Origin of the sequence: Muriicola sp. (assembly GCF_049669965.1) — a bacterium.
Lineage (GTDB): Bacteria > Bacteroidota > Bacteroidia > Flavobacteriales > Flavobacteriaceae > Muriicola.
The window spans coordinates 1-2,987 of record NZ_JBATLB010000268.1 but is presented as its reverse complement, the minus strand read 5'-3'; the positions used below and the strand labels follow the sequence as shown (position 1 = coordinate 2,987).

The following is a 2,987-nucleotide window of genomic DNA, read 5'->3' as shown; positions in this document are numbered from 1 at the left end:
CCTAAATTAAGATGTAACCTCATTTTTAACGTATTAGCTGCCTTTACCCATGCATCCCAATCTCCATCATAATAAAAATCGATGTCTGGATCTGCAAGCGCCGTTGCGTTGAAATTGGCAATGGCCTGGTCTGTTAAAGCCAGCGCTGCCGCATAAATATCCGCACCACTATCTACTGCCGGATTTAAATTATCCGCACCACCAATTGCTTCAGAATAAGGAATATCTCCAAAGTAATCAACCAATAGCGTAATTGTATACGCTTCTATTAATTGGGCGATAGCTAGGTGATGTACAAGGCCAGCTTCTTCTGCCAGAGGCGCTAAATCGCGTCCGTTCTTTATTACTTCCTGGTAAGCATCTTCCCAGGTACCATCAAAGTTTTGAGGGGAATAGGCATTCTGGTAGTTTCTACTACCCATCCATTCCATTCTAACTGTCTCGGCACCCGTCTCTCCCAATGATTCAACAACTCTGGCGAATCGTACCTGAACTTCATTCAAATAGAAGTCAGGATCCGCCTGAGCAGGTGTCAGGGCATTCGGGTCGTCCGTAAGGTCTAAATTGGTGGTTTCACACCCAGTGAAAAGTACTCCACCGATCAAACCAATACTTAAATATTTAAATATGTTTTTCATGATCAATTTTTATTTTAATTAAAAGGATGCTTTTACACTGAATCCGTATCTTCTGGAACTTGGTCCGTTAATATAATCAAATCCTCTACCATTTCCAATACCGACTCCTGCCACGTTAGGATCGAAATTCGTTCCCTTTGGAAGGTTAATGGCTTCGTACCACATATTGAATCCGGAAACAGTAAAGCTTAAGGAACCAAATGGTGTTTTATCTAAGAATTTAGTAGGAACACTGTACCCTAAAGAAACTTCTTGTAACCTGAATACAGAGCCATCGAAAACCCCTAATTCATCCGGACCGAACAATACGTTGTTAAAGTAGAATGTAGAGTTGTTGATCTGAACATCGTTAGGTGAACCATCTCCTTTTACACCAGGCAGAATAAACGTGTTTAAACGATCTACCACGTCTGTAGTTAAACCTCTACCGATCAATACGGAAGCAGTTCTGGAATAGATATCCCCACCGTGGGTGTAGTTGAACAAGAAGTTAAAATTAAAGTTCTTGTAGCTAAAGCTGTTTCCAATGTTTAATACCCAGTCTGGGTTAGGATCTCCAATTTCGAAAAGACCGTTCTCGATGATATAATCACCGTTTGCATCAACAACGAAATTATCATCTGCATCACGCTGAACTCTTGTACCTAACATAATTCCGAGAGGCGATCCTACACGAGCGGCGTTCCCTAAGTTAGTAAAACCTGCGAAAATGATATCTTCCGCATCCAATCCAAGATCTGTTACTTCAGATTCATTGGTAAAAAAGTTTGCATTTAAACTCCAGTCCAAATCACCTGCTTCCTGACCCCTAAAGATAGCTAAGGTAGCGTCTACTTCAAATCCATCTGACTTGATCTCCCCAACGTTGGTTTGCGTTGTGGTAAAACCTGTGGATGGATCTAACGGACGATCTATAATAAGATCTTGTGTAGTCCTTGTATAATAGGAGGCATCTAAAGTTACCCGGCTTCCGAACAATCTGGTTTCTATACCAAATTCTAATTCTGCCAGTAACTCTGGCTTTAAATTAGGGTTTCCTAAAAGATTGGCACTTGTGTTGGTCACGGTATTGTTACCATCCCCATCCTGGAAGTTTTGTGTATCCAGGTTTAGAGTGGAGGCAACAGGATATCCTGTTGGGAAGTTAGCCGATGTTCCGTAACCAGCTCTAAGTTTCATATAATTTACACCGTTTTCACTTTGTAGTCCAGGAATAAATTTCGTTGGAATCAAAGATAAACTGGCAGAAGGATAAAAGATGGCGCGGTTGTCCTGAGCCAGGTTAGATACCCAGTCATTCCTTCCTGCTAATGTAAGATACACCATACGGTCATAGTCAAAATCTAACTGTCCGTATACCCCGGCAATGTTACGCTCTCTCAAGAATTGGATGGGCTCGAACAAGGAGAAGTTAAAGTGTCTTAACACTCCAAATACCTGCTGTCCTGAACTGGCAACACCATTCTGATCGAATCTTTCACTTCTGGTAGTGGCACCGGCGTTAAAGCTGAAACCAACTTTTTCAGAGATCTCGTACTGACCTGTTAGGATCAGGTTATGATCAAAAAGAGTGTTGGTGTTATTCCAGGTTTGAAGGATACCACTCTGGACAGCCACACTACCGCCTACACCACCTTTGTTTTGAGATGTTATGTTATTCTCACTATACACATCTAAACCAAATCGGTAGGTAAGGTTAAGATTGTCATTGATATCATACACCATGGCAAAATTACCAAATACACGTTTTGTATCCTGCTCTGTCTTGGAATTCTTAACTGTCCAAAGTGGATGCTGAATACTGTTGTTCTGACGATAGTATACACTAGAACCATCTACAGGACTTTCAAATGGTAATCCCTGGATGTCCACACTAATAGGTGTATAAAATACGTTTGCAAAAACAGAAGACCCTGTTCCAAATACACTGTTACCTTCACTTGCCGCAACGGGTGGTGACTGGAAATTGGTATTTGCAAAGTTCAAGGTTCCTGAGGCAGTGATCTTATTAGATAATACTGCTCTACCTCCAAGACCAACGGTATATCGTCTGAGGTTGTTTCCTGGCGTAAACCCTTGATCATCTAAATGACCAAAGTTCATGTTGTAGCTCATAGTACCATCATCCGAAGATCCATTGACATTCACGGAGTGAGTTTGAACCACTCCTTGCTTAAAGAATTTTTCAACACTGTCATAAGGCTTCCATGGGTAACGCGCATTTGCGAGTTCCGGGAAAGCTGCTCGTATGGCAGAGGTTGAAGTAGAGTAAGGATGCGCCAGTGTTCCGGCGTCGTCAATAGCAGACTGAGTTCCCCATCCTGCAACACCATCTCTGTCAAAGCTTGG

General features: G+C 42.0%; 2 protein-coding genes. Both read right to left on the bottom strand.

Going from position 1 to position 2,987, the window contains the following annotated elements:
- Positions 1-638 (bottom strand): SusD/RagB family nutrient-binding outer membrane lipoprotein (locus WBM49_RS13405; RefSeq protein ID WP_424372556.1); only part of this gene is annotated, 638 nt, incomplete at its 3' end.
- A gap of 18 nt (positions 639-656) precedes the next feature.
- Positions 657-2,987: TonB-dependent receptor domain-containing protein (locus WBM49_RS13400; RefSeq protein ID WP_424372555.1), on the bottom strand; the 2,331-nt coding region annotated here is incomplete at its 5' end.